The sequence below is a fragment of the Bradyrhizobium sp. MI1.7 genome (assembly GCF_055811795.1).
In genome coordinates this window covers 1-2,143 of the sequence record NZ_JBVVPO010000183.1, presented here as the reverse complement: position 1 = coordinate 2,143, position 2,143 = coordinate 1, and the positions used below count along the sequence as shown (strand labels likewise).

Annotated in this window: 2 protein-coding genes; both read left to right on the top strand. The window is 67.6% G+C overall.

Annotation, left to right across the window (positions count from 1 at the left end):
* Positions 1-174: 174 nt before the first annotated feature.
* On the top strand, positions 175-531 hold the full coding sequence (tnpB, locus tag AC0L3X_RS46940; protein ID WP_007606730.1) for an IS66 family insertion sequence element accessory protein TnpB: 357 nt from the start codon (positions 175-177) through the stop codon (positions 529-531).
* A 69-nt stretch (positions 532-600) separates the two neighbouring features.
* Positions 601-2,130 carry an IS66 family transposase gene (tnpC, locus tag AC0L3X_RS46935; RefSeq protein WP_354132706.1) on the top strand — a complete coding sequence of 510 codons (1,530 nt, stop codon included), beginning with the start codon at positions 601-603 and terminating at the stop codon, positions 2,128-2,130.
* Positions 2,131-2,143 lie beyond the last annotated feature (13 nt).

Genomic DNA, 2,143 nt, shown 5'->3' with positions numbered 1-2,143 from the left:
GTCCACGCCGCCGGAGCGCTCACCGCGGCAGCGCCGACGCCTCCGGAAGGCGCTCGAGGGCGCCGAGAACAGCAGCATCATCGAGCTCGAGATCAACGGCGTCGCGGTCCGGGTCGGCCGCGGCGCGGATGCCGCGACGATTGCGGCCGTGATCCATGCGCTGAAGACCTGCACGTGATCGGTCCGACGGGCGCGGTGCGGGTGATGGTGGCGACCAGGCCGGTCGACTTCCGCAAGGGTGCCGAAGGGCTCGCGGCCCTGGTGCGTGAGAGCATCCAGGCCGATCCGTTCTCCGGCGCCGTGTATGTGTTCCGCGCCAAGCGCGCCGACCGGGTAAAGCTGATCTATTGGGACGGCACGGGTGTGTGCCTGTTCGCCAAGCGGCTTGAGACCGGTTCGTTCTGCTGGCCCAACGTGCAGGACGGCGTCATTCGCCTGACCGCGGCGCAGCTGTCAGCCTTGCTCGAAGGACTAGACTGGAAGCGCGTCCACGCCGCGCGCGAGACACCGTCGCCGATCCAAGCGAGTTGAACTGCGGCACAGTGAATCAGTATGCATGTCGCGCTCGCGGGATGCCGCGACGCATGGTGTAATCGCATCATGGCGACGACGGCCGACACGCTTCCGGACGATCCCGGCACGCTCAAGGCGATGCTGCTGGCCGAACGGGCGCGCGCCGCGCGGCTCGAGCAGATCATCAAGGAGTTGCAGCGTCATCGCTTCGGCCGCCGGGCCGAGACGCTGCCGGAGGACCAGTTGCTGCTCGGCCTGGAGGAGGTCGAGCAGGTCGAGGCGAGCAGTGATGCGGCGACCGATGCAGCCAATGCTGCCGAGCGATCGAGCCGAGCCGCACGGCGCCGCAGGAACAGAGGAGCGTTGCCGGCGCATCTGCCGCGGGTCGAGATGCTGGTCGACCTCGACGATCACGCCTGCCCGTGCTGTCAGCAGGCGCTGCACCGGATCGGCGAGGATGTGAGCGAACGACTGGATATCGTCCCGGCCCAGTTCCGGGTCCTAGTCGTAAGGCGGCCGAAGTATGCCTGCCGGGCCTGCGAGACCATGGTACAGGCACCGGCGCCAGCGCGGCTGATCGAGGGCGGGCTACCGACCGAAGCCACCGTGGCGCAGGTACTCGTCGCCAAATATGCCGACCATCTGCCGCTGTATCGGCAGGCTCAAATTTACGCCCGCCAGGGCCTCGAGCTGGATCGCTCGACCCTGGCCGATTGGGTCGGGCGGGCAGCCTTCCTGTTGCGGCCGGTGCATGAGCGACTGCTCGCGAGGCTGAAGCAGTCGCCAAAACTGTTTGCCGACGAGACCACCGCCCCGGTGCTCGATCCCGGACGCGGCCGCACCAAGACCGGCCAGCTCTGGGCCTATGCCCGCGACGACCGGCCCTGGGGCGGCACGGACCCGCCCGCCGTCGCCTATGTCTACGCTCCCGATCGCAAGGCCGAACGGCCGATCGTCCACCTCGCGGGTTTTGCCGGCATCCTCCAGGTCGACGGCTATGCCGGCTATCGGGTCATGGCCGAGCGCGGTGACGTAGAACTGGCGTTCTGCTGGTCCCATGTGCGCCGGCGCTTCTACGAACTCGCCGCGGCCGGTCCCGCACCGATCGCCAGCGAGGCACTCGAACGTATCGCCGGGCTCTACGTCATCGAAGCCGAGATCCGCGGCCGCACCGCCGACGAGCGTCGCGCCGTCCGCCAAGAGAAGAGCCGGCCGATCGCCGACGAGTTCGAACCCTGGATGCGCGCCAAGCTTGGTCTGATTAGCCAGAAGACCAAACTCGCGGAGGCCGTCCGATATGCGCTGTCGCGTTGGGACGGGCTGACGCGCTTCATTGCCGACGGCCGCGTCGAGATCGATTCCAACGTCGTCGAGCGCGCTATCCGCCCAATCGCGCTCAACCGCAAGAACGCCCTGTTCGCTGGCTCGGACGGCGGCGGCGAACACTGGGCCGTCATCGCCTCACTGATCGAAACCTGCAAGCTCATCGGCGTCGAACCCCACGCCTATCTCGCCGACGTCATCACCCGCATCGTCAACGACCACCCGAACAGCCAGATCGACGAACTGCTACCCTGGGCCTATCTCGCTACCCAAGAACGCTGGCGCGTGGCCTGAGAACATCGCTTAC

What these genes read in the sequence shown, in the direction of transcription:
- tnpC (WP_354132706.1), top strand. Translation starts at nt 601, where the DNA reads ATGGCGACGACGGCCGACACGCTTCCGGACGATCCCGGCACGCTCAAG.